Annotated in this window: 26 protein-coding genes and 1 other RNA gene; 6 read left to right on the forward strand and 21 right to left on the reverse strand. The window is 62.8% G+C overall.

Features of this window, described 5'->3' with window-relative positions:
- Positions 1–154: 154 nt before the first annotated feature.
- From WDX12_RS06985 to ssrS, 7 genes are all read right to left on the reverse strand, one after another.
- A complete protein-coding gene (locus tag WDX12_RS06985) occupies positions 155–919 on the reverse strand; it encodes a TerC family protein (RefSeq protein ID WP_434724365.1) in 765 nt (254 codons plus the stop codon).
- A 182-nt stretch (positions 920–1,101) separates the two neighbouring features.
- Positions 1,102–1,926 (reverse strand): TIGR00282 family metallophosphoesterase, encoded by an 825-nt coding sequence (locus WDX12_RS06990; RefSeq protein ID WP_320296411.1) that lies wholly within the window; start codon positions 1,924–1,926, stop codon positions 1,102–1,104.
- Entirely contained in the window at positions 1,923–2,210 is a 288-nt protein-coding gene (locus tag WDX12_RS06995) for a helix-turn-helix domain-containing protein (protein WP_434725581.1), read from the reverse strand. Before WDX12_RS06995 ends, WDX12_RS06990 begins: the two co-directional genes overlap by 4 nt.
- A gap of 25 nt (positions 2,211–2,235) precedes the next feature.
- The gene (locus WDX12_RS07000; protein WP_434724366.1) at positions 2,236–2,394 is read right to left on the reverse strand and encodes a BrnT family toxin; all 159 of its coding nucleotides are present in this window, start codon (positions 2,392–2,394) and stop codon (positions 2,236–2,238) included.
- A 264-nt stretch (positions 2,395–2,658) separates the two neighbouring features.
- Positions 2,659–3,102 (reverse strand): hypothetical protein, encoded by a 444-nt coding sequence (locus WDX12_RS07005; RefSeq protein ID WP_434724367.1) that lies wholly within the window; start codon positions 3,100–3,102, stop codon positions 2,659–2,661.
- 184 nt (positions 3,103–3,286) lie between these two features.
- Positions 3,287–3,871, reverse strand: a complete 585-nt coding sequence (locus tag WDX12_RS07010) for a 5-formyltetrahydrofolate cyclo-ligase (RefSeq protein ID WP_434724368.1) — start codon at positions 3,869–3,871, stop codon at positions 3,287–3,289.
- Between the two features lie 114 nt (positions 3,872–3,985).
- Positions 3,986–4,141, reverse strand: a non-coding RNA gene (gene ssrS, locus WDX12_RS07015) — 6S RNA.
- 162 nt (positions 4,142–4,303) lie between these two features.
- On the opposite strand from ssrS, the gene WDX12_RS07020 reads away from it, so the two are divergent.
- The 5 genes from WDX12_RS07020 to msrB all read left to right on the forward strand — a co-directional run bounded on the left by WDX12_RS07020 (position 4,304) and on the right by msrB (position 8,121).
- Positions 4,304–5,143, forward strand: coding sequence for an AAA family ATPase (locus tag WDX12_RS07020; RefSeq protein WP_434724369.1), 840 nt, complete (start codon positions 4,304–4,306; stop codon positions 5,141–5,143).
- 167 nt (positions 5,144–5,310) lie between these two features.
- Positions 5,311–5,757 carry a GNAT family N-acetyltransferase gene (locus WDX12_RS07025; protein WP_434724370.1) on the forward strand — a complete coding sequence of 149 codons (447 nt, stop codon included), beginning with the start codon at positions 5,311–5,313 and terminating at the stop codon, positions 5,755–5,757.
- A 33-nt stretch (positions 5,758–5,790) separates the two neighbouring features.
- The gene (locus WDX12_RS07030) at positions 5,791–6,051 is read left to right on the forward strand and encodes a type II toxin-antitoxin system HicB family antitoxin (RefSeq protein ID WP_320296404.1); all 261 of its coding nucleotides are present in this window, start codon (positions 5,791–5,793) and stop codon (positions 6,049–6,051) included.
- 3 nt (positions 6,052–6,054) lie between these two features.
- Entirely contained in the window at positions 6,055–7,245 is a 1,191-nt protein-coding gene (locus WDX12_RS07035) for a vWA domain-containing protein (protein ID WP_434724371.1), read from the forward strand.
- A gap of 471 nt (positions 7,246–7,716) precedes the next feature.
- Positions 7,717–8,121 (forward strand): peptide-methionine (R)-S-oxide reductase MsrB, encoded by a 405-nt coding sequence (gene msrB, locus WDX12_RS07040; protein WP_434724372.1) that lies wholly within the window; start codon positions 7,717–7,719, stop codon positions 8,119–8,121.
- A gap of 264 nt (positions 8,122–8,385) precedes the next feature.
- Here the strand turns inward: msrB and WDX12_RS07045 are convergent, their stop codons facing one another.
- From WDX12_RS07045 to WDX12_RS07105, 13 genes are all read right to left on the reverse strand, one after another.
- Complete coding sequence (locus tag WDX12_RS07045; protein WP_434724373.1) at positions 8,386–8,682, reverse strand: hypothetical protein; 297 nt, start codon at positions 8,680–8,682, stop codon at positions 8,386–8,388.
- 10 nt (positions 8,683–8,692) lie between these two features.
- Positions 8,693–9,133 (reverse strand): hypothetical protein, encoded by a 441-nt coding sequence (locus WDX12_RS07050; RefSeq protein WP_434724374.1) that lies wholly within the window; start codon positions 9,131–9,133, stop codon positions 8,693–8,695.
- A 22-nt stretch (positions 9,134–9,155) separates the two neighbouring features.
- Positions 9,156–9,416, reverse strand: a complete 261-nt coding sequence (locus tag WDX12_RS07055) for a DUF2312 domain-containing protein (protein WP_095767239.1) — start codon at positions 9,414–9,416, stop codon at positions 9,156–9,158.
- Between the two features lie 268 nt (positions 9,417–9,684).
- Positions 9,685–13,143, reverse strand: coding sequence for a pyruvate carboxylase (gene pyc, locus WDX12_RS07060; protein WP_434724375.1), 3,459 nt, complete (start codon positions 13,141–13,143; stop codon positions 9,685–9,687).
- A 272-nt stretch (positions 13,144–13,415) separates the two neighbouring features.
- Positions 13,416–14,537: a branched-chain amino acid ABC transporter substrate-binding protein gene (locus WDX12_RS07065; RefSeq protein ID WP_320297632.1), complete on the reverse strand. Its 1,122-nt coding sequence runs from the start codon at positions 14,535–14,537 to the stop codon at positions 13,416–13,418.
- Between the two features lie 136 nt (positions 14,538–14,673).
- Positions 14,674–15,021 carry a DUF6867 family protein gene (locus WDX12_RS07070; RefSeq protein WP_320297631.1) on the reverse strand — a complete coding sequence of 116 codons (348 nt, stop codon included), beginning with the start codon at positions 15,019–15,021 and terminating at the stop codon, positions 14,674–14,676.
- 14 nt (positions 15,022–15,035) lie between these two features.
- Entirely contained in the window at positions 15,036–15,764 is a 729-nt protein-coding gene (locus WDX12_RS07075; RefSeq protein ID WP_320297630.1) for an ABC transporter ATP-binding protein, read from the reverse strand.
- The gene (locus WDX12_RS07080; RefSeq protein ID WP_434724376.1) at positions 15,764–17,176 is read right to left on the reverse strand and encodes an ATP-binding cassette domain-containing protein; all 1,413 of its coding nucleotides are present in this window, start codon (positions 17,174–17,176) and stop codon (positions 15,764–15,766) included. Before WDX12_RS07080 ends, WDX12_RS07075 begins: the two co-directional genes overlap by 1 nt.
- Positions 17,176–18,771, reverse strand: a complete 1,596-nt coding sequence (livM, locus tag WDX12_RS07085) for a high-affinity branched-chain amino acid ABC transporter permease LivM (protein WP_434724377.1) — start codon at positions 18,769–18,771, stop codon at positions 17,176–17,178. The genes WDX12_RS07080 and livM overlap by 1 nt, the downstream gene beginning before the upstream one ends.
- A gap of 5 nt (positions 18,772–18,776) precedes the next feature.
- Complete coding sequence (locus WDX12_RS07090; RefSeq protein WP_320297627.1) at positions 18,777–19,679, reverse strand: branched-chain amino acid ABC transporter permease; 903 nt, start codon at positions 19,677–19,679, stop codon at positions 18,777–18,779.
- A 510-nt stretch (positions 19,680–20,189) separates the two neighbouring features.
- Positions 20,190–21,191, reverse strand: a complete 1,002-nt coding sequence (locus tag WDX12_RS07095) for a 4-hydroxyproline epimerase (protein WP_434724378.1) — start codon at positions 21,189–21,191, stop codon at positions 20,190–20,192.
- 13 nt (positions 21,192–21,204) lie between these two features.
- Positions 21,205–22,515, reverse strand: coding sequence for an NAD(P)/FAD-dependent oxidoreductase (locus tag WDX12_RS07100; protein WP_434724379.1), 1,311 nt, complete (start codon positions 22,513–22,515; stop codon positions 21,205–21,207).
- A gap of 14 nt (positions 22,516–22,529) precedes the next feature.
- Positions 22,530–23,465 (reverse strand): dihydrodipicolinate synthase family protein, encoded by a 936-nt coding sequence (locus WDX12_RS07105; RefSeq protein ID WP_434724380.1) that lies wholly within the window; start codon positions 23,463–23,465, stop codon positions 22,530–22,532.
- A gap of 183 nt (positions 23,466–23,648) precedes the next feature.
- Here WDX12_RS07105 and WDX12_RS07110 point away from each other — a divergent pair, with 183 nt between their 5' ends.
- Entirely contained in the window at positions 23,649–24,239 is a 591-nt protein-coding gene (locus WDX12_RS07110; RefSeq protein WP_434725582.1) for a GntR family transcriptional regulator, read from the forward strand.
- A gap of 21 nt (positions 24,240–24,260) precedes the next feature.
- Here the strand turns inward: WDX12_RS07110 and WDX12_RS07115 are convergent, their stop codons facing one another.
- Positions 24,261–24,578, reverse strand: coding sequence for a hypothetical protein (locus WDX12_RS07115; protein WP_434724381.1), 318 nt, complete (start codon positions 24,576–24,578; stop codon positions 24,261–24,263).
- Positions 24,579–24,592 lie beyond the last annotated feature (14 nt).

Below are 24,592 nucleotides of genomic sequence, written 5' to 3' on the forward strand. Positions count from 1 at the left end.
CTCAGGATGAATACCCCAGTCGTTCGACGGCTGACACTCAGCCGTTACTCAATTCTGCTCCGCTGCATCCTTCGATATGGGTAACGGCATGGATTCCAGGGTCTGCGCTCCGCTTCGCGCCGCTCCGCCCTGGAATGACGAAGGTGTGCGGGCGTCAATGCCCGCCGCCGGACCCCTGCTTCTTGCGGTTCCTTGCCAGCATGTTGAGGCCTTCGACCAGCGCCGAAAAGCCCATGGCGGCGTAGATGTAGCCCTTGGGCACGTGGTAGCCCATGCCGTCGGCGATCAGCGTCATGCCGATCATCAACAGGAAGCCCAGCGCCAGCATGACGATGGAGGGGTTCCTGGCGATGAAATTGGCGAGCGGCGTCGCCGCCAGCATCATCACGCTCACCGCCACGATCACCGCGATATACATGATGGCGATCTCGTCGGTCATGCCGACGGCGGTGATGATGGAATCGATCGAGAAGACGAGGTCGAGCAAGAGGATCTGGAAGATAGCACCGGCAAGGCTCATCTGCAGCGTGCCCACCATCGTATCCTGATGGTCCTGTGGGTCGACCGTATGATGGATTTCCTTGGTCGCCTTCCAGACCAGGAACAGACCGCCGGCGATCAGGATCAGGTCGCGCCAGGAAAAGCCGTGGCCGAAGGCGGTGAACACCGGCGCCGTCAGTTGCACGATGACCGAGATCGTGGCGAGCAGGATCAGGCGCATGACCAGCGCCGCCGAGATGCCCAGCCGGCGCGCGCGGACGCGCTGCGCTTCCGGCAGCTTGTTGGTCAGGATCGAGATGAAGATCAGATTGTCGATGCCGAGCACGACCTCGAGCACTATCAGCGTCAAAAGCGCGACCCAGGCGGTCGGATCGGAAACAAAGTGAAAGTGCGGCGCCAGGAATTCGACAAGCTGCATGAAGGTCGTCCCCTCTACGATCCAAAGAAATTCCAGGAAAAGTGTGTGACGGTTTTCCGTCCGGAATTTCGTAAAAATAAATAGTTAGAGCGGTTCGGCGGTTTCATGAAAACGCTGAGCCGCTCTATGCAGTTTTCGCGGGTTTCGTCGCCAGTTAGGTATTGATCTGGCCTATATCAACGTCACGACCAGAAGGACGGCGCCGTTTCTTCCAGCCGCGGCCCGCGACGAAACGGCGCGATCTTCTCGGCCAGCCCTGTGCGGTCTGAAATAGTGACACCGACGCCGCACAAGGTCGCGGGTCCGTTCGCCGCCTCGAAGCGACCCTTCGGCACCTTGGACAAAAACCGGTTGAGCGGTTCTTCCTTGTCCATGCCGAGCGAGGAATCGTAATCGCCGCACATGCCTGCATCCGAAATATAGGCGGTGCCGCCATTGAGGATCTGATGGTCGGCGGTCGGCTGATGCGTATGCGTGCCGACCACCAGGCTGGCGCGGCCGTCGACGAAATGCGCGAAGCACATCTTCTCCGACGTCGCCTCGGCGTGGAAATCGACGATGGCCGCATCGGCCTGCTCGCCGAGCGGACAGGCGGCCAGCTCGCGCTCGCCGGCCTGGAAAGGGTCGTCGAGCTCCGGGTGCATGAAGACGCGCCCCATGATGTTGGCGACCAGCACACGGGCACCGTTGCGGGCGATGTAGACGCCCGAGCCGCGTCCCGGCGTGCCCTTGGGAAAATTCGAAGGCCGCAGGAAGCGCTCCTCGCGCGGCGCGAAGATCAGCGCGTCGCGCTGGTCCCAGACATGGTTGCCGGTGGTGACGACATCCGCACCCGCCGCAAGCGTCTCTCGGAAGATTTCTTCGGTGATGCCGAAGCCGCCGGCAGCGTTCTCGCCATTGACGATGACGAAGTCGAGCTTGAAGTCGGAAATCAGCCCCGGCAGCTGTTCCCAAACCGCCGTGCGTCCCGTTTTGCCAACCATGTCGCCGAGGAAGAGGAGTCTCATGCTGCGCTACGCGTCCCGAGCGCCCGCGACACCGTTTCCGGCTCCTTGGCGATAACCTGCAGATAGGCCTGCGCCGCCTGGTCTGGCTCTGTTCTGCCCTGCTCCCAGTCTCTAAGCGTGCCGAGCGGAATGCGATAGCGAACGGAAAATTCCTCCTGGGTGAGATGCAAGGCCCTACGGATCACTTTGACACGCGCGACAGGCGCCAGTCCGGGCCGATCCGTGCCGAGCGGAGGGTTGTCCTTATCCGCCAAGGCGCCAGCCTCCGCCTCCGCGTCGCTCATGGCGCGCAGCCGATCCCAATCGGATTCAATCCTGGCGTGCTTGGTCATATGCTTTCTGCTCATGGCGCGTCGCCTTTCTGGCGGAGATCAGTCTTATTCGGTCGCCGCGTTCGGTGTAAACCACCGTCAGCACCAATCCATTGACGATACCGATGCCGATGAAGCGCTCCTCTTCGTAATCCATGGATCGATCCGAATAATGCATGGATGTCGTCGAACAGGCGTCTGGCATCCGCAAATGCCACACCGTGCTTGGCAAGATTGCTCGCTGCTTTCTCGTCATCCCACTCGAATTCAAGCATGTTCGTCTACTGGATTTCCGTAGTATTCGCCAGACAGGCGCGAACGTCAAGCGTGGATGGCAACTGGCCCTAACGCCGGCCGAAAGTGCCGCCCTGCCGTTGCGATTGCCTGGCGCCCGCGCCCGAGACGCGGGCAGTTGGGGGCATCATGGCCGGCGGCGCGTTGCGCCCGCGAGCCAGAAGAACCAGACATAGAAGGCGGTGAAGCCGCCGGTGACCGCAAGCAGCAACAGCCCGCCGCTCCAGCCTTTCATGGCCGCGGTATCGAGGTTCGATGGATCGGCAGGGTCGTAGTAGAATTCTATCCTGTCGCCCTTGGCCGCCTTGTAGAGACCGACATCCTTGCCCTTGCCGGACCACGTCATCGGCGCATCGTTGACGACGTAAGCCACGGCGACATTGATGCCGTCCGTCTTGAGACCGTTCGCCTGCATTTCGCTGTAGGGACTGACATCCGTCACGGTGGCGACCGTGCGCTGCCAGGCGGCCTGGTGATGCAGGGCAGTTCCTATGATGTGCAATGCCATCAAAAACAGTATCGCCGCGATGAGGGCGACCGGCATCAGCAAATAGCGCGCAAGGACAAACACCACGACCCCCGTCGGCTCGAACTATTTACGGGAACATTATTCGACGTGTGTTGGAAACGCGTTAATGCATGTCGCCCAGAAGTGTGCAGCGGTTCTGGGACAACGACATGCATCAAAACAAAGACTTAAAGCGCGCCGCCTAAATCCGTTTCAGCGCGACGCGCTTTAAGCAGGTCGCGATAGTTTAAGCGATATCGAAGCGGCGCAACCCGCTTTCGGTCAGTATTTCCGGAATGATGACGTCATGGTTCTCGTCCGGAACCCGCTCGACTTCCTGACAGTCAAAGGCGATGCCGATCAGTCTCGGCGTGATGCCTTTGTCGGCAAGCCTGGCGATCGCGCGGTCGTAATAGCCGGCGCCGTAGCCGATGCGATGGCCGCGTGCATCGAAGGCAGCAAGCGGTACCAGCATCAGCGTGGGGTCGAGCACTTCCGCCTCTTCATGCGGTCCGACCGTGCCGAATCCCATCTCGACCATCGGCGCGCCGCGCACCAGTTCGCGGAAGACGATCGTGGTCTTGTCGAGGATCGCCGGCAGGCAGAGCCTGGCGCCCTTTTCGCGCAGCGCGAACATCAGCGGGCGCACATCGACCTCAGAGCGCATCGGCCAGAAGCCGGAGACGACCCGGCCGGGCTCGAAGTCGATTTTTTCCTTCGCGGTCTCGGCCATTTCGAGCGCGATTTCCACGCGCCAGAATTCGTCGAGCGCGTCGCGCCGCGCCAGCGCTTCCTTGCGAAGCCGTTTTTTCAGGTCTTTGGATGGTGACATGCGCCGACGCTAGAAAAGGTCAGATTTGGATGGAGTTTTAGGAGCGACGTTTATTACCGCATGATCCACCGAAGTGTCAGCGGTTCGGTGAAAAGATCATGCGAAAAAAGAAAGTGACGATCCACGCAACCGGTGGAGAGGTCGATCCCGGGTGCCTACAAAGTAGGTGGGCGCCGTGTGAGAAAACCCACGGGTCTTCCCAGGGACAGCTCCCTAAGGATCGATAAGGCCCCGGGGATAAGTTTCTCCTGCCGGGAAGCGCAGACCGCCGGGAGTGAATATAGGCCGATGGTTAGCCGTGCGCCAGAGAAACGGGCGACCATTTGCGCGTAATTCGTCTTGCAGGCCATCCCGACAAGGAGCTCTTCCGCCACCGCCCTTGCGCGGCCCGTCCAGCCTCCTTACGGTCCCGCCGCACGGACAGGAGAAAAAATGCGTTTCGAAGGCACAGCAGCTTACGTCGCCGACAAGGATCTGATGGTTGCGGTCAACGCCGCGGTCGCGCTGGAGCGGCCCCTGCTGGTCAAGGGCGAGCCCGGCACCGGCAAGACTGAGCTCGCCCGCCAGGTGGCGACGGCGCTCGGGCTGGAGTTCATCGAATGGAACGTCAAGTCGACCACCAAGGCGCAGCAGGGCCTTTACGAATATGACGCCGTCTCGCGGCTGCGCGACAGCCAGCTCGGCGACGAGCGCTTCAACGACATCGCCAACTACATCAAGCGCGGCAAGCTGTGGGACGCCTTCGCGGCGCAAAAGAAGGTCGTGCTTTTGATCGACGAGATCGATAAGGCCGACATCGAATTCCCCAACGACCTCCTGCAGGAACTCGACCGGATGGAGTTCTTCGTCTACGAGACAGGCGAGACGATCCGCGCCGAGTTCCGGCCGATCGTCATCATCACCTCGAACAACGAGAAGGAACTGCCGGACGCCTTCCTGCGCCGCTGCTTCTTCCACTATATCCGCTTTCCTGACATCGACACGCTGCACCGCATCGTCGAGGTGCATTATCCGGGCATCAAGCAGAACCTGGTGCGGGCGGCACTCACCCAGTTCTACGAGATCCGCGACGTGCCGGGCCTGAAGAAGAAGCCCTCGACCTCCGAGGCGCTCGACTGGATCCGCCTTTTGGTCGCCGACGACATCGCGCCCGAGGACCTGCGCGGCGACCCGAAGAACATGCTGCCGAAGCTGCATGGCGCGCTGCTGAAGAACGAGCAGGACGTGCATCTGTTCGAGCGACTGGCCTTCATGGCGAGGCGGCAGCAATAATGCGTGTCGCCCAGAAGTGTGGAGCGGTTCTGGGACAACGACATGCATAAAACAACGGCCTAAAGCGCGTCGCGCTTTAAGCGGCAGCAATAGCGCTTTCCCGCGCTGTGGACCGTTGCCGGCGAGCGGCCGCTGCCGCAGCTTCGGGCCAAATGTTGGAGGAAAAAATGTCCGAGATCATCATTCGCCCGCTCGCGCAGTCCGACCACACCGAGTGGCGCCGGCTTTGGACCGACTATCTGACCTTCTATGAGACGAAGCTGCCGGAAGAGGTCTACGCGATCACCTGGAAGCGGCTGTTCACGGACGGGGAGTTCGAGCCGAAGGGTTTCATCGCCACGCTCGACGGCAAGGCTGTCGGCCTCACCCACTACCTCTACCATCGCTCCGGCTGGTCCGAGAAAAACAACTGCTACCTGCAGGACCTGTTCGCCGACCCTCAGGTGCGCGGCAAAGGCGTGGGCGCAGCACTCATCAAAGCCGTGCAGGACGAAGCCGGCAAGATCGGGGTGAAGAACGTCTACTGGATGACGCACGAGACCAACGCCACGGCGCGCAGGCTCTACGACCATGTGGCGCGGCGTACGGGCTTCATCGAGTACGATCTGCTATGAAGAGCGCGGGATTAATACCGTAGAACGAACTGAATGACCGGCTACGTTGGAATTTTGGATGGCTCCAATGACGTGTGGGGCGTGCGGGTCCCTGACCTTCCAGGCTGCCACGGAGGCGGCGTAAGCCCCGAGCAAGCGATTGCCGACGCGTCGCTCGCCATCCGCGAGTGGACCGAAGCTCGGGTGGCGAAGCAGCTGCCCGTTCCCAAACCGCGTGCGCTGGCGGATTTGCTACGGTCCGGGGAAATCGACAGCGCCCACGGTGATTCCGCCGTGATCGTGAGGCAGAGATAGCAGGTGTTCATCCCCTTCTTCCTCGAGCTGAAGGCCGCGCGGATTCCCGTTTCGCTCAGGGAATATCTGTCGCTGCTGGAAGGGCTAGAAGCCGGGCTGGTCGATTATGACGTCGAGGCTTTCTATTACCTCGCCCGCTCGGCCCTGGTGAAGGACGAGCGCCATATCGACCGTTTCGATCAGGTGTTCGCGCATGTCTTCAAGGGCGTCGAGGCGCTTGGCGGTCCCGACGCTGTCGATGTCGCCAACATCCCGGAGGAGTGGCTGCGCCGGTTGGCCGAAAAGCACCTGACGGAGGAGGAAAAGAAGCTGGTCGAAGCGCTTGGCGGCTTCGACAAGCTGATGGAGACGCTGAAGCAGCGTCTCGAGGAACAGAAGGGCCGCCACCAGGGCGGCTCGAAATGGATCGGCACCGGCGGCACCTCGCCCTTCGGCGCCTATGGCTACAACCCCGAAGGCGTGCGGATCGGCCAGCACGAGAGCCGGCATCGCCGCGCGGTGAAAGTCTGGGACAAGCGCGAGTTCAAGATTTTCGACGACACGGTCGAGCTCGGCACGCGCAACATCAAGGTCGCGCTGAAGCGGCTGCGCCGCTGGGTGCGCGAGGGCGCCGAGGAAGAGTTCGACCTGCCCGGCACCATCCACGCCACCGCCGAGCACGGCTATCTCGACGTGCAGACCCGCCCCGAGCGGCGCAACGCCGTGAAGCTTCTGATGTTCTTCGACGTCGGCGGCTCGATGGACGACCATATACGCGGCGTCGAGGAACTGTTTTCGGCCGCGCGCGCCGAGTTCCGCCAGCTCGAATATTTCTACTTCCACAACTGCCTCTACGAGCGCGTCTGGAAGGACAATCGCCGGCGGCTGGCCGAGGCGATCCCGACCTTCGACCTGATCCACAAATACGGACCGGACTACAAGGTGATCGTCGTCGGCGACGCCTCGATGAGCCCCTACGAGATCGCGCATCCGGGCGGCTCGGTCGAACATTGGAATCCGGAGGCCGGAAGTGTGTGGCTGGCGCGCCTGTTGCAGCAATGGCCGAATGCGATCTGGCTAAACCCTGAAGCCGAGAAGAACTGGCGCTACACGCATTCGATCCAGTTGATCAGCGATATCTTCGGCGGCCGCATGTTCCCGCTGACATTGGCCGGGCTGGAAGCAGCGACCAGGCAGTTGTCACGCAAGCACTAGTTCCCCGGCACAGGGATTTTGACCGGTCGGCTCTGTTTGCGTTGGCAGGTGGCATGCCTTGGAGATTGGCCGAAACGCCCATCGCGATCGTCATTCTATGGCGGAGCGGGAAGCGAAGCGTACCGCGTAGACCCTAGAATCCATTCCGTTACCTTGGTCGAAGGCGCTGCGGAGCAGAATTCTGCACCGCAGCAACGCTTCGAAGTCACGGAATGGATTCTATGGTCTGCGCCGCGTCGCTTCGCTCCTTGCTCCGCCATAGAACGACGACGTTGGGCGGCTTCAACCAATCTCCGGCGTTTGCGCTGATTTCACGGAAAATGAACGGAAAATCCTGCGCCAAGACAAATGGCAGCCTTTCAAAGTCCCTGTGTCGGGGACGCTCTCACTGGCGGCGTTTGTAACAAACGCCTATGTTTTGACGAATACCCGTTGCAAGCAACAACGAGCCGCCAAGGCCGAGGAGATTTCATGGACACCCACGCCTATCCCGTCACCCGCACCGATGCCGAATGGCGCGCCAAGCTGACGCCGGAGCAGTATGCCGTGATGCGCAACCACGGCACCGAGCGCCCCGGCAGTTGCGCCCTGCTCTATGAGAAGCGCGCCGGCACCTTCTACTGCGTCGGCTGCGACCAGCCGCTGTTCGAATCCAAGCTGAAGTTCGAGAGCGGCACCGGCTGGCCGAGCTTCAACGACCCGGTCGCGGGCTCGATCGAGACCACAGTCGACCGCAGCTACGGCATGGTCCGCACCGAATGCCATTGCGCGCGCTGCGGCAGCCATCTCGGCCATGTCTTCGAGGACGGCCCGCCGCCGACCGGCCTGCGCTATTGCATCAACGGCGTGGCGTTGCGCTTCGAGCCGACAGCTTGATGCCTCGGGAATGACTTCGCAAAGGGCGGCTCCGGCCGCCCTTTTCATGCGGGCCAGGTCTCTAGAGCAATTTCAGGAAAAGTGTGAGCGGTTTTCCGTCCGAAATTGCGTCAAAACAAGGAGATAGTGCGGTTCGCCGTTTCCGTGAAACGGTGAAACGCACTAAAGCGCGTCGCGTGAAAACGGATTCACACAACGTGCTTTAGGTGTTTGTTTGATGCATGTCGTCATCGCAAAACCGAGGTCACTTTTGCGCGACATGCATTAGACGACGGCCGTCGCGATCAGCCAGAGCGCGGAGCCCAACATCATCAGCTGCGCCTTCAGGCCGCCGCTCTTCTCCGCCGTCCGCCAGACGGCGATGGTCAGGAAGATGTTGTAGGGAACGGGGAGGAAATGCACCGTCAGCACCAGCCAGAGCGGCAGCTTTAGCCCAAGCAGGATCAGCGCCAGCGCCGAAGAGGCGAGGCTCAGGATGGTCCCGACCAGCAGCATGTCGTGCCAGAACAGCCGGTCGAGCGGCGCTTCACCTCTCCACCGCGTCCGGAAAAAGTCCGTCATCACCGGCGCCCTATCTCTGCCCCAGAACGTCGGTCACGGCTTCCTCGAAGCGTGAGCATTCCGTCACCAGCCAGTCGGTCATGGCCGGCCAGTTGTCCTCGGCATAGCAATTCACCCGCCACATCGAGTTGATGCCGAGACCTTCGCAGCTCTGCTCGGGCTTGAGCTTCAGCCTCGCCTCGATCGCCGGCTGGAACGGTTTCAATCGCGACCATGATTCCGTGGCGCCGAACTTCTCATTGCGCCCGAAGAAGACGCCGACATGGTTTTGCGCCGGCGCGACATACATCGAAAGGACCAAAGCGAAATCCGGCAGCCCGCGCTGCCAGAACCACGGCCCGCGTCGCGCGAGCCTTCCCTTTTCTTGCGGGTGACGTTCGGCGAACAGCACCCAGAAGCCGCGATGGCGGAACTCCGAGGCGCGACGGCCGCCGAAGTCGAATTCGTTCATGGCCGGCTCCCGGCCACGAGGCTTACGCCATGCCGAGGGCGGCCTTGTAGAGATCCAGGATCGACTCTTCTTCCTGGCGCTCGGCCTGGTCCTTCTTGCGCAGCCGCACGATGGTGCGGATCGCCTTGGTGTCGAAGCCGGTGCCCTTGGCCTCGGCATAGACATCCTTGATGTCGTCGGAGATCGTCTTCTTCTCTTCCTCGAGCCGCTCGATGCGCTCGATGATGGTGCGCAGCTGGCCGGCGGCTACAGTCTGGCTGGTCTCGGTGATTTCGTCGGCCATTTTTCTCTCCGCGTCTTCTGGAGCCGTGGCGATTCCCGCCACGGCAAATTGGAGCGGGTTCCCTGCCCGAGCGGACGCGGCGGGTCAAGACACTTGTCGAGCGGCTGTGGACGGCCAGGCACATCTTAAGGTGCGTCGAGATTCAGGTCAGGCCGAGTCGAAAACGGCGGCTTCCGAGAACCGGAGCGGAGCGTACGTGAAGTACGTGAGCACCGGAAGCGCAGGAGGCCAGCGTTTGCAGGCCGGCCTCACCTGAATATCGGCGCGCCTATTTGAATGCGATCAACAGATCCTTCGCATCGATCTGGTCGCCGGCCTTGACCAGCACTTCGGCGATCTCGCCGTCGCGTTCGGCGTGTAGCGCGGTTTCCATCTTCATCGCCTCGATCGACAAGAGCACGTCGCCCGCCTTGACCGCCTGTCCGGCCGCCACCGCAAGCGCCGACACGACGCCTGGCATCGGCGCGCCGACATGCCCCTCATTGCCGGGCTCGGCCTTGCGGCGCGCCTTGGCCGCGGAAGCGCCATGCGCCCTGTCCGGCACCTTGACGCGGCGCGGCTGGCCGTTGAGCTCGAAGAACACGGTGACCATGCCCTTGTCGTCGACATCGCCGAACGCCTGGCAGCGAACCACCAGGGTCTTGCCCTTCTCGATATCGAGGAAGATCTCGTCTTCCGACTTCATGCCGTAGAAATAGGTCGGCGTCGGCAGCACGCTCACCGGCCCATAGGTCTCCTGCGCCGCGGCGAAGTCGGTGAACACCTTCGGATACATCAGCCACGACGCGAACTCGTATTCCGAGAGCTTGCGGTCGAGCTTCGTCTCGATATCCTTGCGGCTGGCCTTGAGGTCGGCTGCTTTTAGCAGTGAGCCCGGCCGAACCGTGATCGGCTTCTCGCCCTTCAGCGCCTTCTTCTGCAGCGCCGCCGGCCAGCCGCCAGGCGACTGGCCGAGATCGCCGCGCAGCATCGACACGACCGAATCCGGGAAGGCGATGTCCTTGGCCGGGTTCTCGACATCGGCGACGGTGAGATCCTGGCTGATCATCATCAGCGCCATGTCGCCGACCACCTTGGACGAGGGCGTCACCTTGACGATGTCGCCGAACATCAGGTTGACGTCGTGATAGGCCTGCGCGACCTCGTGCCAGCGCGTCTCGAGCCCAAGCGAGCGCGCCTGTTCCTTGAGGTTGGTGAACTGGCCGCCCGGCATTTCGTGCAGGTAGACTTCCGAGGCAGGCCCCTTGAGATCGCTCTCGAAGGCGGCGTACTGGTTGCGCACCGCTTCCCAATAGAAGGAGATGCGGCGGATCCATTGCGGATCGAGACCGGGATCGCGCTCGGTGCCCTTCAGCGCCTCGACGATCGAGCCGAGGCAGGGCTGCGAGGTGTTGCCGGAGAAGGAATCCATCGCCGCGTCGATGGCGTCGGCGCCGCTTTCCACCGCCGCAAGCACCGTCGCCGCCGAGAGGCCCGACGTGTCGTGCGTATGGAAATGGATCGGCAGGTCGGTCGCCTCGCGCAGCGCCTTGAACAGTGCGCGCGCCGCGGCCGGCTTCAGCAGGCCGGCCATGTCCTTGACGGCGATGATATGCGCGCCGGCGGCCTCCAGCTCCTTGGCCAGCCCGACATAGTATTTGAGGTCGTACTTGGCCCGCGCCGGATCGAGGATGTCGCCGGTGTAGCACATCGCCGCCTCGACCAGCTTGCCCTCGGCGCCGACCGCATCCATGGCGACGCGCATGTTCTCGACCCAGTTCAGGCAGTCGAAGACGCGGAACAGGTCGACGCCGCCGCTTGCCGCCTGCTTGACGAAATGCTGGACGACATTGTCGGGATAGTTGGTGTAGCCGACGCCGTTGGCGCCGCGCAGCAGCATCTGCAGCAGAAGGTTGGGTGCGGCCTCGCGCACTTTGCTCAGCCGCTCCCACGGGTCCTCGGTGAGGAAGCGCATGGCGACATCGAAGGTGGCGCCGCCCCAGCATTCCAGCGAAAGCAATTGCGGCAGCGCCCGCGCATAGGTGCCGGCGATGCCGACGATGTCATGCGTGCGCATGCGCGTGGCGAGCAGCGACTGGTGGCCGTCGCGCATCGTCGTGTCGGTGACCAGCACCTGGCGCTCCGCGCGCATCCAGGTCGCGAATTTCTCCGGGCCGAGCGCATCGAGCCTCTGCTTGCTGCCCTCCGGAACATGGCCGTTGAGATAGGGCACCACGGGTGCGGCCGCATTCGCCTTCGGCATCGGCCGGCCGCGCGTCTCGGGATGGCCGTTGACGCTGACATCGGCGAGGTAGTTGAGCAGCTTGGTGGCGCGGTCCTGCCGCTTCACCTGCTCGAACAGTTCCGGCGTCGTGTCGATGAACTTGGTCGTGTAGGAATTGTCGGCGAAGCGCGGGTGGTTGATGATCGCTTCGAGGAAGGTGAGGTTGGTGGCCACGCCGCGGATGCGGAACTCGCGCAGCGCCCGGTTCATGCGCGAGATCGCCTCGCCCGGCGTCGGCGCCCAGGCCGTCACCTTTTCCAGCAGCGGATCGTAGAAGCGGGTGATGACCGCGCCAGAATAGGCGGTGCCGCCGTCGAGCCGGATACCGAAGCCTGCCGCCTCGCGATAGGCGGTGATGCGGCCATAATCCGGGATGAAATTGTGCTCCGGATCCTCGGTGGTGATACGGCACTGGAGCGCATGGCCGTTCAGCCTGATATCCTTCTGCGCCGGCACGCCCGATTGCTTCGTGCCGATGGCGAAGCCGTCGAGGATATGGATCTGCGCCTTGACGATGTCGATGCCGGTTACCTGCTCGGTGACGGTGTGCTCGACCTGGATGCGCGGATTGACTTCGATGAAATAGAACTTGCCGGTGTCGGCGTCCTGCAGGAACTCGACCGTGCCGGCCCCGATATAGCTGGTCTCATGCGCGATCTTGAGCGCATAGCCGCAAAGCTCCTGGCGCAGCTCTTCGCTGAGATAGGGCGCCGGCGCGCGCTCCACGACCTTCTGGTTGCGGCGCTGGATCGAGCAGTCGCGCTCGAACAGGTGCACGGCGTTGCCGTGGGTGTCGCCCAGCACCTGCACCTCGACATGGCGGGCGCGCTCGATCAGCTTTTCGAGATAGACCTCGTCCTTGCCGAAGGCGGCCTTGGCCTCGCGCTTGCCTTCCATGACCTCGCGCGCGAGGTCGGCCTCGGCGCGGATGGCGCGCATGCCGCGCCCGCCGCCTCCCCACGAGGCCTTGAGCATCACCGGATAGCCGATTTTCGCGGCGAGCTTCTTGACCTCGTCCATGTCGTCCGGCAGCGGATCGGTTGCCGGCACGACCGGCACGCCGACCTCGATCGCCAGGTTGCGCGCCGCGACCTTGTTGCCGAGACGGCGCATGGTTTCCGGCTTCGGGCCTATGAAGGTGACGCCGGCTTCGGCGCAGGCCTCGGCGAATTCCGGACTTTCCGACAGCAGCCCGTAACCGGGGTGGATGGCGTCGGCGCCCGACAGCCTGGCGACCCGGATGACCTCGTCGATCGACAGGTAGCTTTCGATCGGCCCCATATCCTTGGCCAGATGCGGTCCTCGCCCGACCTGGTAGCTCTCGTCGGCCTTGAAGCGGTGCAGCGAATATTTGTCCTCCTCCGCCCAGATCGCCACGGTTTTGATGCCGAGCTCATTGGCAGCGCGGAACACGCGGATGGCGATTTCGGACCGGTTGGCGACGAGGATCTTCGTGATGGCCAAGGACTGAGCTCCAGCAGCGTAAGGGAAGATGAACCGGCGCAATGATTAGCGTGAAAATGCTGCAGTGCAAACAAATTTGAGCGACACCTAAAACGATTTAGGTCGCTTGTTTGCGCCAAACTTTTGTTGCCGTTCTCCGAAGACCGGCAGTGGGCGGTGGACGGGCGTTCCCGAGCACGCGGCGCGGAGCTTTCCGGTCGGCCTCACCGCAAAACGAAAATGCCCGGCGCAAGCGCCGGGCATCCCGTTCAGGTCGGCTTGAGTTTGCCGGCTTATTTCTCGAAGTAGCTGTACTTGCCGTCGTCACCCTTCTTCCATTCGTAGATGACATAGTCCGGACGGGTGATGTCGCCCTTGGCGTCGTAGCCGATCTCGCCGATGGCCGTCTTCCACGGACCGCCGGACTTGATCATTTCCGCAACCTTCTGCGCATCGTCGGCCGAACCGACCTTGGTGATGGCCTGGGCGATGATCTGCACGGCGGCATAGGAGTAGAGCGTGTAGGCTTCCGGCTCGAAGCCGGCGGCGCGGAACTTCTCCACCACTTCCTTGGCGGCCGGATTCTTGCGCGGATCCGGAGCGAAGGTGTTGAGCGTGCCGGCAACGGCGTCGCCAGCGATCGAGGCCAGTTCGTTGGAGACGATGCCGTCGCCCGAGAACAGCGGCGCCTTCAGGCCCTGATCCGCCGACTGACGGATGATCAGGCCGGCTTCGGTGTGCAGGCCACCCCAGTAGATCAGGGTAACGCCGTTTTCCTTCATCTTGGCGATGAGGGCCGAGAAGTCCTTGTCGCCGACATTGATGCCTTCATACATCACTTCCTTGATGCCGTTGGCGTTGAGGTTCTTCTTGGTCTCGTCGGCGAGGCCCTGGCCGTAAGGCGTCTTGTCGTGGACGATCGCGATCTTGGCGTCCTTGAAGTTCTTGGCGATGTAATCGCCAGCCACCTTACCCTGCTGGTCGTCGCGACCGCAGGTACGGAAGGTGTTCCAGAGGCCACGCTCGGTGAGCTTCGGATTGGTCGCCGCCGGCGTCATGACGAGGATGCCGTTTTCCGCATAGACCTCCGACGCGGGGATCGTCACGCCCGAGTTGAAGTGGCCGTCGACATACTTCACGCCGTCGGCGACGAACTTGTTGGCGACCGAGATGCCCTGCTTGGGATCGGAGACGTCGTCGCCAATCTCGAGCTTGAGCTGCTGGCCATTAACGCCGCCCGCCGCATTGATGTCGGCGATCGCCTGTTCCGCGCCCTTCTGCAACTGCGCGCCGAAGGCGGCGTTCGGGCCAGTGATCGGACCGGCGACGCCGATCAGGAGGTCGGCGGCCCACGCGCTGCCGCTGAACGCGATAAACGCGGTCAGCGCCACGGCGGACAAGAGTGATTTTTTCATTGAAACGCTCCCATTTACGGAGTGGGCGTGGATGATACTTTCATGCGATGCCCACCCTTATCGCAGAAAGCATAGAATGCCGATTTTCAGGCACTTGTCACGCCGATTCATCCCCGAAACAGCGTAATGGTGAATGTCAACCTTTCGGTTTCCAGCTTAATAAGGAAGCTCTTTCGTAGAGCCAATTATACTGTGTGACCATCTGGTTGGTGCGCGTGTATTGATAGCCGAGGAAGCCCAGGACCATCAGCACGATGGTGTCGACGATATAGTAGTGCAGCGAGAACATCGTGCCGTCGAACAGCGCATGATGGATGAACCTTACCCCGATGCCGAGGCCAAGCATAAACAGCAACAGCCGAACGTGAGTGCCCCAAGTCTGGGCCACGGCTTTGCCGGTCATCCATGCGGCCCCGCCGCCGAGCAGCCCGGTGACAAAGAGAAAATGCCAGATCGAGGCTTCTTCGTAGATAATACCCTGCATGATGAAGACCTCTCTCAGTGATGTCCGCCTTCGAGATAGGCGGCGCGCACTTCCGGATTGGCGAGCAGTTCCTTGCCGGTGCCGCTCATCGTCACATTGCCGTTGACCATGACATAGCCGCGCGTGGCGAGTTTGAGCGCGCCGAAGGCGTTCTGCTCAACCAGGAACACGGTCAGCCCCTGCGTCTTGTTGAGCTCGCGGATGGCGTCGAAGATCTGCTTGACGATCAGCGGCGCAAGACCAAGCGAGGGCTCGTCGAGCAGCAAAAGCTTCGGCCGCGCCATCAGCGCGCGCCCGATCGACAGCATCTGCTGCTCGCCGCCCGACAGCGTGCCGCCGCGCTGGTTAATGCGCTCCTTCAGCCGCGGGAACAGCGCGAACACCTTCTCGGCGTCCTCGTCAAAATGCTTGAGGTTGTCGAGGCTGGCTCCCATCTGCAGGTTTTCCATCACCGTCATACGCGGGAAGATGCGGCGTCCCTCCGGCGACTGTGCAATGCGCATGCGGGCGATCTCGTGCGTCGGCAACTGGGTGATGTCGGTGCCGGCGAAGGTGATGGTGCCGGCGCGGGCCCGCGGGGCGCCGAAGATGGTCATCATCAGCGTCGACTTGCCGGCGCCGTTGGCGCCGATCAGCGCCACGATCTCACCCTGGTTGACGCTGACGTCGACGCCGTTCAGCGCCCGGATATTGCCGTAAAAAGTCTGCACGCCCTTGATATCGAGCAGCGTTGTGCCGGCCATTATTTGCGCCCTCCACGCGTCGCGGGCTTGGCCGCCACTTCCTTCGCCAGCGTCTTCGCTTGGCCGATCCAGTCTTCGCGGGCGATACGCCCGTCAAAGGCGAGATAGGCCTCCGCCGCCTCGACGTCGGCCTTCTTCCAGGCCGCTATCTGGTCGAAATGGAAGATGCCGTGCTCGTTGAGCTTGCGCTCGTTGACCGGGCCGATGCCCTTGATGCGGATCAGGCTGTCTGCCTTGCCGCCACGCGGCGCGTCGAGGCGGTTGGAGATGCCGGCTTTCGCGGCCGGGGCCTTTGCGATGGCCTTTTTCGCCGGCGCGCTTACCGGCTTCTTCGCCGCCGGCTTTGCCGCGGCCGCCGGGCTCGCAGCGGCCACCGGCTTGCTGGCGATTGACGCGGCGCGCGCATCGACCTGCGCCGCTTTCGAGGCGCCCTTCGACACCGTGACCCGCTCGCCCTCGTCGCCGTGTTCGACACTATCTGAAATCGGCCCGGCCATCATCGAAGCGGAATTTCCCGGCCCATGCGCGGAGTCGGGGCCCGTATCGAGCTGCTCGATGACATCCTCGTCGCCGACTTCGGTCAGTACTTCTGTTACTTCCTCGTCGTCGACGCCGAGATAGGCGGCGATGACGCGCGGATCGGTCCTGACCGACGCGGGGTTGCCGTCGGAAATCTTGCGGCCGTACTCGAGCACCACGACATGGTCGGAGATCTGCATCACCACCGACATGTCGTGCTCGATGAGCAGGATCGACGTGCCGGTGCTTTTGATGCCCATCAGCAGCTCGTTGAGCGCGGCCGATTCCTTCGGATTGAGGCCGGCGGCCGGCTCGTCCAGGCACAGAAGCTCCGGCCCCGTGCACATGGCGCGCGCGATTTCCAGGCGCCGCTGCGCGCCATAAGGCAGATCGCCGGCGGGATCGTCGGCGCGGTCGACAAGGTCGGCCTTCTCCAGCCAGTGCCTGGCGAGATCGATCGATTCGGCCGAAGCCCGGCGATAGCTCGGGAAGCCGAACAGGCCGAGGAAAGTGTAACCCGAGGCCTTCATCAGCTTGTTGTGCTGCGCCACCAGAAGGTTCTCCAACAGCGTCATGCCGGAGAACAGGCGGATGTTCTGGAACGTACGCGCCACGTTGGCGCGGGCCGGAATCTCGTGGTTGGGCAGGCGCTCGAGCAGATAGGTCGAGCCATCGCGTTTGTTGAGCGTGATCATGCCTTCGGTAGGCTTGTAGAAGCCGGTGATGCAGTTGAACACCGTCGTCTTGCCGGCGCCGTTCGGCCCGATCAACGCGGTGATCTCGCCGCGCCTGGCTTGGAACGACAGGTCACCGATGGCGACCAGGCCGCCGAACTTCATCGACAAATGCTCGACCTGCAGAATGAAATCGCTCATGGAAGCTTGTGCGTTCATCAGCCGTGGCCCTCCTTGGTGAAGGAGGCTGAGACCGCTCTTCGCTCCTTGAGGAAGGCTGTCGGCTCGCGACTGCCGACGAAGCCGCGCGGCTTCCATAGCATGACGATCACCATGGCCATGCCGAACAGAAGCATGCGGTAGAGTTCAGGCGTGAAATCGGGACCGAAGACCCGCTTCAGGAAGTCGAGCTCTCGCAGCGCTTCAGTGCCGCCGATCATCACCAGTGCCGCTACGGCGATGCCGACCAGCGAACCCATGCCACCGAGCACGACGATGGCAAGCACTATCGCCGATTCCAGGAAGACGAAGGATTCGGGGCTGACGAAACCTTGCCGTGCGGCAAAGAACGAGCCGGCGAAGCCGCCGAACATGGCGCCGGTGGCGAACGCCGTCAGCTTGGTGGTGGTGGTGTTGATGCCGAGCGAGCGGCAGGCGATCTCGTCCTCGCGTAATGCTTCCCACGCCCTGCCGACCGGCAACCGGCGCAGCCTGATGGTAACGAAGGCGGTCAAAAGACAGAGTCCGAGGATCAGATAGTAAAGGAAGATCTTGTAATAGGCGCTCGACGTGGCGATGTGCAGCACCTTGGCGATGTAGTTCGGATCGGAGACGTTGAACGACATCAGTCCAAAGAAGGAGACCTTTGGAATGCCGGATATACCGGCCGAGCCGTTGGTCACGTCGCGCCAGTTGATCAAGACGAGGCGGATGATCTCGCCAAAGGCCAGCGTCACGATCGCCAGATAATCGCCCCGAAGCCTGAGCACCGGGAAGCCGAGCATCACGCCCCAGAAGGCGGCCATGCAGCCGGCGGCCGGAAGCAGGATCCAGAACGACAGGCCGAAATGCGTGCCGAGCAGCGCGTAGGCATACGCGCCGACAGCGTAGAAGGCGACATAACCGAGATCGAGCAGGCCGGCGAGGCCGATGACGATGTTCAGCCCCCAGGCCAGCATCACGTAGATCAGGATCTGTATGCCGAAATTGTCGACCCACTTCAGAGAGCCCTGAAAGCCTCCCGCCATCGAACCTGTTATCAGCGCAAGCACTAGCACGACGACGATCGGATAGAGCGCCAGAGCACTGATGCCCAACGCCGAGAAATGGGCGTGGATGAAGGCCCGGAAATAATACATTACCCAGGCGACGGCATAGATGATCGCCAGCGCCCGCACGAAGCGTGCGTAGCCGGCAAGGTCGGGTCCGAGCAGCCCGTCAAGCGAGCCGGCCAGCACAAACAGCAAGGCTGCGACAACGACCGCTGCTATGAAGTAAGGCGTCCTGAAGAAGCGTGCCGCCATGGTGTCGGGCAGCAGGCCTGTGTCGATGTTGGCGACCTTCAGGCTGGCCACGAAGGGCTGGCCGTAGGCGATATACAGGAAGCGGCCCACGGCAGTGGCGATGACCACCAGGGCAAGCAGGCCCCAGCGCTTCACCAGGATCAGTTCGTTGGAGATGTTCTGGTCGGTCCTGAGACCGATGAACAGCACGAACAGGCCGAGCGAGATGGCGCCCGCATAGAGCGCCTCGCGAAAAGCCCGCTGGACGGGAGTAGCGACGGCGTCGCGCTCCGAAGACACGGTAACGGCCATGCGGATCAGACCTTTTCGACTTCAGGCCGGCCCAGGATGCCGGAGGGCAGGAAGATGAGCACGATCGCCAGGATCGAGAAAGCGGCGACGTCCTTGTAGTCGATCGAGAAATAGGCCGACCACATGCTCTCGATGAAGCCGATGAGCAGTCCTCCGAGCACCGCGCCGGGCAGCGAGCCGATGCCGCCAAGCACGGCCGCCGTGAAGGCTTTCACGCCCGGCACGAAGCCGTCCGAGAACACCACGACGCCGTAATACATCAGGAACAGGGTGCCGGCGACGGCGGCAAGAGCTGCGCCCATGATGAAAGTGATGGAGATTGTGCGGTCGACGTCGATGCCGAGCAGCGCGGCCATCTTGCGATCCTGCTCGCAGGCGCGTTGCGCGCGGCCCAGCGCTGTTCGGTTGACGAGGTACCAGAAGATTGCCAGCAGCACGATGGTGACGATCACGATGATGATCTGCTTCAGGGAGATGCTGATGCCGTCGATCGTGTAGACTTGGCTGACCAGCGGCGGGATCGGCTTGTTGCGCGGCCCTTGCGTGACCTGCACGAAATTGGAAAGCGCGATCGACATGCCGATGGCGGTGATCAGCGGCGCCAGCCGGAACGAACCGCGCAGCGGCCGGTAGGCCACCTTTTCGATCGTCCAATTGTAGAGACTGGTCAGCAGCATCGCCACGATCATCATGATCAGAAGCGCCACCACGACCGGCACCGAATAGAACAATGCGCCAAGGATCAGGAAGACGATGAGGGCGGTGAAGGCGCCGACCATGAAAATGTCGCCATGGGCGAAATTGATCATGCCGATGATGCCGTAGACCATCGTATAGCCGATCGCGATCAGGCCATAGATCGACCCCAACGTCAGCCCATTGATAAGCTGCTGGACGAAGTACTGCATATTTAAGCGGCTCCCCTGGAATGTCGCCTTTCAGGACGCATTCCTTTTCGTATTTCCCCTAGTCGTAAAGTTTCGAGCCCGGATTGCAACGTGATTTTTCAATCGCTCCGCGTGGTTTGGAAGCACGCCGTCCGATTGCCCGTTTTTTTCGCCCCCGACCCCTGGACTATTGCGGACCCTAGCATTGGCACAACGCAATGTCTTTGACGATTCAACCTTATGATGACCCTCGCGTCGAAGAAATCAGCGTCAAAATAAGTTGATAAGAAGAATCCTTGCGCGGATCGGGGTGCAGCTTTTGGAACCGTCGCGGCTTCCGCAAGGTCAGGTTTCCGTCATCTGTGACGGCCATGTGACGGCAACGCGCCTTCGGCGGAAGGCACCGCGCGCGAATAGAAAGGCCTTGAAGCGAAGCCTCAGTAAGCAGAGCTGCCTTCTCCATTGAGACTGTGCTTTTCGCTCCCCTCAAGCGGCGGAAAGCGACTCCAAAGCGCATACCGGCTGATCGTCTCAGGTGACGATGAACCCGTGCGCGAACGGATCGCGGTCGTCGATGAAGATCGTGTTCAGCCCTGTCATGCGAGCCCAACCGCCGATCGACGGAATGATCGCCGGCTTGCCTGCGACGCTGACCTCCTTTTCGACCCTGCCCTTGAACAACGAGCCGATGATCGATTCATGGACAAAACTGTCGCCGGGTTTGAGCTTGCCCTTGGCATGGAGCTGCGCCATGCGCGCCGAAGTGCCCGTGCCGCAAGGCGAGCGGTCGATCGCCTTGTCGCCGTAGAAGACGGCATTGCGCGCGTCGGCCTCGGCATGTTTGGGCTTGCCGGTCCACAGCATGTGCGACAGCCGGTTGATGCCGGGATTCTCCGGATGCACGAAGGAGTACTTTTCGTTGAGCCGCTTCCGCACCACCGGACTCCAGGCGATGAGGTCGCCGGCCGTATGATCGGCCATGTCCCGGTAATTCTGCTGCGGCTCGACGATGGCGTAGAAATTGCCGCCATAGGCGACATCGACGCTGATCTCGCCGAGCACCGGGCATTCGACGGTCAGGCCTTCGGCATAGAGGAAGGAAGGCACATTGGTGATGCGCACCTCCTCGACATATTCGCCGACTTGGCTGTATTCGGCGATGACCAGGCCGGCCGGCGTGTCGAGCCTCAGCACGCCCGGCGTCTTCGGCTTCACCAGCCCATGCTCGATCGCCATCGTTACCGTGCCGATGGTGCCGTGGCCGCACATCGGCAGACAGCCCGAGGTCTCGATGAACAGGATGGCGATGTCGCAGTCCTCGCGCGTCGGCGGATAGAGGATCGAGCCCGACATCACGTCATGGCCGCGCGGCTCGAACATCAGACCGGTGCGGATCCAGTCATATTCGGCGAGGAAATGCGCCCGCCGCTCCATCATCGTCGAACCCTCGAGCAGCGGCCCGCCGCCGGCGACAAGCCGCACCGGGTTGCCGCAGGTGTGGCCGTCGATGCAGAAGAAGGATTTTTTGGCCATCATATTCTCTTTTTCAGAAACGCTGCGCGCGGAACGGGGTGAGATCGAGCGGCGGAGTCTGCCCGAGAACGAGATCGCGGATCAAGCGGCCGGTCGCCACCGACTGGGTCAGGCCGAGATGGCCGTGGCCGAAAGCATAATAGACGTTTGGCGCGCGCGCCGCGCCGATCACCGGCAGCGAATCCGGCAGCGAGGGGCGAAAACCCATCCACTCGCGGCCACCCGACGGATCGAGCCCGGGCAGGAAACGTTTTGCTTTCTCCAGCATCGCCTTTGAACGGGCGAAGTTGGGCGGCCGCTCGATGCCACCGAGCTCGACGGCGCCACCGACGCGTATTCCTGTTTCCAGCGGCGTGATGACGAAGCCATGCCCGGAAAAGATCAGCTGCCGCTTCACGTCGAACGCGGACACCGGCAGCGTCGTGTTGTAGCCGCGCTCGGTTTCGAGCGGGATACGGTCGCCGAGATCCTTTGCCAGGAGATGCGACCAGGCCCCGGCGGCGATCAGGAGCTTCTTCGCCGTGCGCCTGGTGCCGTCGGCCAGAACGATCGTCGCGCCGTTCGCGCCCGCCTCCACGCGCTCGACCCGCCCATGCTCGAAACGGGCGCCGAGCTTTTCCGCATAGGCCCAGACCGCCTTGCCGAGCAGCTTGGGATCGGCGACCGTTTTCCAGCTGGGCACGAAGGTGCCCTTGACGAAGCGTGGCGCAAGGCCCGGCTGGAGTGCGGCCATCTCCTCGCCCTCGACATGGCGGAAGCCGATGCCGAAACGCTCGCGCTCGGCCCAGCCGGACAGCGAGGCGCGGAACTCCGCCTCGCTCTCATAGAATTCGAGCGAGCCATCCTCGCGCAGCATCGGCCGCGTGCCGGAGCGGTCGAGCAGGCCCATCCATTCGGCTTCGGCAAGCTTCATCATGCCGACCTGCGCCGCCAGGCTCGCCTCGTAATGCTTGGCTGCGCCCGCCCGCCAGAAGCGGATCAGCCAGGGCAGGAGTTTGGGCAGATAAGCCGGCGGAATGGCCAACGGCCCCAGCGGATCGGCGAGCCACTTCGGCAACTGCCGGATCATCCCCTTATGCGCCAGCGGCAGCACGTCGGAGAAGGCGAAGGCGGCGGCGTTGCCGGAGCTCGTCTCCTCGCAGATGCCGGTGCGGTCGAAGACGGTGACGCTGCGACCCACTTCTGAGAGCAGGGCCGCGGCGCAGATGCCGACGATGCCGCCGCCGATGATGGCGATGTCTTCCCCTTCTCCCCGCTCACGGGGAGAAGACCTCCCAGTAGCGGAGCGGAGCCCTTGTCCTGGGGAGTTGGAATTTCCTGGCACGTCGGTGCTGTCCTTTACTCGGCTGCGACCATCTTCTCCGCCGATCGAGGAGACAGCTGGAGCGACGGCAGCGTCGGCCGCACGGCCAGCGCATCCCGCACGATCTTCTCGACCGTTTTGCGGCGTTCGCCCGACAGCGGCTGGCGCGGCATGCGCACGCGGTCATTGGTACCGATCGCCAGCACTTCGGCAAGCTTGATGTTTTGGACCAGATAGGTCGAGACATCGAGGTCGAGCAAGGGCCGGAACCAGCGATAGATCGCCAGCGCCTCCTCGCGGCGGCCCTGCCGCATCAGCTGATAGATGGCGACCGTCTCGCGCGGGAAGGCGGTGACGAGACCGGCGACCCAGCCGATGGCGCCGACCGACAGCGCCTCGAAGGCGAGATTGTCGACGCCGGTGAAGAGATCGTAGCGGTCGCCAAACCTGTTGATGATCTCAGTCGAGCGGCGGATGTCGTCGGAGGATTCCTTGATGGCGACGAAGCGCTTGTCCGACGCCAGTTCCTCCATCAGGTCGACGGTGACGTCGACGCGATAGGCGAGCCGGTTGGAATAGATCATCACCGGCAGGTCGCCGGCTTCCGCGACGGCGCGAAGGGCGGCGACCGTCTCTTGCGGGTCGGTGTGGTAGATCGGGCTCGGCACCACCATCAGCCCGTCGGCGCCTTCCTCGGCGGCGCGCTTGGCGATAACAGCCGCCTCACGGGTCCCGGGCTCGTTGACGGTCAAAAGCACCGGCTTCTTGCCGGCGACTTTCTGCGCCGTCTTCAGCACCTCGATCTTCTCGTCAGGCGACAGCATCGGCCCTTCGCCGAGCGAACCGCACACGATGATGCCGTCGCAGCCGGCCTCCATCTGTAGCCCGTAGCAGCGCTCCATCTCGGCATGGTCGAGACGGTCGTCGGTGGTGAATTTGGTCGTGACGGCGGGGAAAACTCCGGTCCACATGGCTTGTCTCTCCTCTGATATATCAGCCGTATATCTATTAAGGATTGGCGAGTCAACGCTGAATCGATTATGATATATGAAAAATATATCAGGAGCCCGCCGTTGATCTCCCCACTGATATCCGCTGAGGCGAACGCGACCTTCGAGCCGGCCGCGACCAAGGCCTATCGCGCGCTGGAGCACATGATCGTCACGCTCGAACTGGCGCCGTCGAGCTTCGTCACCGAAGGCGCGCTGATCGAGCGGCTGGGTCTCGGACGCACCCCAGTGCGCGAGGCGATCCAGAGGCTCGCCTGGGAAGGACTTCTGGACATTAGACCCCGCGCGGGTATCGCGGTCGCTCCACTTCACGCCGGCGACTGGCTGCGGGTGCTGGATGCGCGGCGCGGCATCGAGGTGGTGCTCGCCCGCTCGGCCGCCCGCTTCGTCACCCGCGAGGCCGCCAACCTGTTCCACGAGGCGGCGCTCGCGATGCAGAAGGCGGTGATCTCCGGCAACGTGCTTGCCTTCATCCAGGCCGACAAGGCGCTCGACGAAGCGCTGGCCATCGCCGCCGACAACCCCTTCGCGGCGCGCGTCGCCGCCCCCTTGCAGACGCACAGCCGCCGCTTCTGGTATCGCTACAAGGCCGACACCGGGCTCGCCGAATCGGCCGAGCACCACGTGGCGCTGATCCGTTCCATCCTAGACGGCGACGAGGAAGGCGCAGCCAAGGACGCCAAGAAGCTGATGGCGCTGCTGCGCGGCCATGCCGAGGTAGCCGCCACACGGTGAACGGGGTCAGCGCCTGACCCCTCAGCCGCCCGGCTGCCCGACCGTGGTGGCCCGTGTGTCTTCCCATCCGTCGCCCGCCGCCAGGATGCAACTCTGGCCTTTGACGTCGGTCATCAGGATGGTCCAGGTCCCGCTCGGCGAGACGAACACCTCGAAGATGGCGGCTTGTCCGGCCACACCGTAGCCCAACCGCTTCTCCTCGAATGCCGCCGCCAGCCTCGCGACCAGATAGTCATGGCCGCCGCAGATCACTTGCGCCCACGCCGGCAATGCCGACAGCGCCATCACGGCGCCGACAGCTGTAAGCTTGACCCACCGAAACGAAAAATCGCGTGCCATGGGGCACCTCCTTC

It is taken from the genome of Mesorhizobium sp. RIZ17 (assembly GCF_051127865.1).
GTDB classification, from domain to species: Bacteria; Pseudomonadota; Alphaproteobacteria; order Rhizobiales; family Rhizobiaceae; genus Mesorhizobium; species Mesorhizobium humile.

What these genes read in the sequence shown, in the direction of transcription:
- WDX12_RS07045 (WP_434724373.1), bottom strand. Translation starts at nt 8,682, where the DNA reads ATGACGGACTTTTTCCGGACGCGGTGGAGAGGTGAAGCGCCGCTCGAC.
- WDX12_RS07050 (WP_434724374.1), bottom strand. Translation starts at nt 9,133, where the DNA reads ATGAACGAATTCGACTTCGGCGGCCGTCGCGCCTCGGAGTTCCGCCAT.
- WDX12_RS07090 (WP_320297627.1), bottom strand. Translation starts at nt 19,679, where the DNA reads ATGCAGTACTTCGTCCAGCAGCTTATCAATGGGCTGACGTTGGGGTCG.
- livM (WP_434724377.1), bottom strand. Translation starts at nt 18,771, where the DNA reads ATGGCCGTTACCGTGTCTTCGGAGCGCGACGCCGTCGCTACTCCCGTC.
- WDX12_RS06990 (WP_320296411.1), bottom strand. Translation starts at nt 1,926, where the DNA reads ATGAGACTCCTCTTCCTCGGCGACATGGTTGGCAAAACGGGACGCACG.
- WDX12_RS06985 (WP_434724365.1), bottom strand. Translation starts at nt 919, where the DNA reads ATGCAGCTTGTCGAATTCCTGGCGCCGCACTTTCACTTTGTTTCCGAT.
- WDX12_RS07080 (WP_434724376.1), bottom strand. Translation starts at nt 17,176, where the DNA reads ATGAACGCACAAGCTTCCATGAGCGATTTCATTCTGCAGGTCGAGCAT.
- WDX12_RS07110 (WP_434725582.1), top strand. Translation starts at nt 23,649, where the DNA reads ATGATCGTCACGCTCGAACTGGCGCCGTCGAGCTTCGTCACCGAAGGC.
- WDX12_RS07010 (WP_434724368.1), bottom strand. Translation starts at nt 3,871, where the DNA reads ATGTCACCATCCAAAGACCTGAAAAAACGGCTTCGCAAGGAAGCGCTG.
- WDX12_RS07065 (WP_320297632.1), bottom strand. Translation starts at nt 14,537, where the DNA reads ATGAAAAAATCACTCTTGTCCGCCGTGGCGCTGACCGCGTTTATCGCG.
- WDX12_RS07055 (WP_095767239.1), bottom strand. Translation starts at nt 9,416, where the DNA reads ATGGCCGACGAAATCACCGAGACCAGCCAGACTGTAGCCGCCGGCCAG.
- WDX12_RS07115 (WP_434724381.1), bottom strand. Translation starts at nt 24,578, where the DNA reads ATGGCACGCGATTTTTCGTTTCGGTGGGTCAAGCTTACAGCTGTCGGC.
- WDX12_RS07105 (WP_434724380.1), bottom strand. Translation starts at nt 23,465, where the DNA reads ATGTGGACCGGAGTTTTCCCCGCCGTCACGACCAAATTCACCACCGAC.
- WDX12_RS07020 (WP_434724369.1), top strand. Translation starts at nt 4,304, where the DNA reads ATGCGTTTCGAAGGCACAGCAGCTTACGTCGCCGACAAGGATCTGATG.
- WDX12_RS06995 (WP_434725581.1), bottom strand. Translation starts at nt 2,210, where the DNA reads ATGAGCGACGCGGAGGCGGAGGCTGGCGCCTTGGCGGATAAGGACAAC.
- WDX12_RS07095 (WP_434724378.1), bottom strand. Translation starts at nt 21,191, where the DNA reads ATGGCCAAAAAATCCTTCTTCTGCATCGACGGCCACACCTGCGGCAAC.
- WDX12_RS07030 (WP_320296404.1), top strand. Translation starts at nt 5,791, where the DNA reads ATGACCGGCTACGTTGGAATTTTGGATGGCTCCAATGACGTGTGGGGC.
- WDX12_RS07070 (WP_320297631.1), bottom strand. Translation starts at nt 15,021, where the DNA reads ATGCAGGGTATTATCTACGAAGAAGCCTCGATCTGGCATTTTCTCTTT.
- WDX12_RS07025 (WP_434724370.1), top strand. Translation starts at nt 5,311, where the DNA reads ATGTCCGAGATCATCATTCGCCCGCTCGCGCAGTCCGACCACACCGAG.
- msrB (WP_434724372.1), top strand. Translation starts at nt 7,717, where the DNA reads ATGGACACCCACGCCTATCCCGTCACCCGCACCGATGCCGAATGGCGC.
- WDX12_RS07000 (WP_434724366.1), bottom strand. Translation starts at nt 2,394, where the DNA reads ATGGATTACGAAGAGGAGCGCTTCATCGGCATCGGTATCGTCAATGGA.
- WDX12_RS07075 (WP_320297630.1), bottom strand. Translation starts at nt 15,764, where the DNA reads ATGGCCGGCACAACGCTGCTCGATATCAAGGGCGTGCAGACTTTTTAC.